Below are 588 nucleotides of genomic sequence, written 5' to 3' on the forward strand. Positions count from 1 at the left end.
GCCAACGACGACGCCGCGCGCGGGATCACGGACCGCCTCTACGGCGGCGGAGGGGACCACCGCCTGCAGCAGGAGCTGCTGCTGGGCATGGGCGGGGTGAAGGCGCTGCGCGTCTACCAGCGCCTTACCGGCACCCCGGCCCCGGAAGTGTTCCACACCAACGAAGGCCACGCCGGGTTCCTGGGCATCGAACGGATCCAGGAGCTCATGTCTTCCGAGGCTCCGCTGAGCTGGTCCGAGGCCCTCGCCGCCGGGCGGGCGTCCACGGTGTTCACCACGCACACCCCGGTGCCGGCGGGCATCGACCGTTTCGAGGCCGTGCAGATCAGGCACTTCTTCGACGCGGGCCTGGCCCCGGACGTGCCGGTGGAGAAGGTCCTGGAACTGGGCCGGGAGAACTACGACGGCGGCAACCCCGCGGTCTTCAACATGGCCGTGATGGGCCTGCGCCTGGCGCAGCGGGCCAACGGCGTGGCCAAACTCCACGGAGTGGTCTCCCGCGAGATGTTCTCCGGGCTCTGGCCAGGCTTCGACCACTCCGAAATCCCCATCACCTCCGTCACCAACGGCGTCCACGTACCCACCTGG

General features: G+C 69.9%; 1 protein-coding gene. It reads left to right on the forward strand.

The features are described 5' to 3' along the window. The coding region (gene glgP / locus BMF89_RS19510; protein ID WP_139359748.1) for an alpha-glucan family phosphorylase at positions 1 to 588 on the forward strand (588 nt) is incomplete at both ends.

The organism is Arthrobacter sp. SRS-W-1-2016 (assembly GCF_002009585.1).
In the GTDB taxonomy this organism is placed as follows: domain Bacteria; phylum Actinomycetota; class Actinomycetes; order Actinomycetales; family Micrococcaceae; genus Arthrobacter; species Arthrobacter bambusae_A.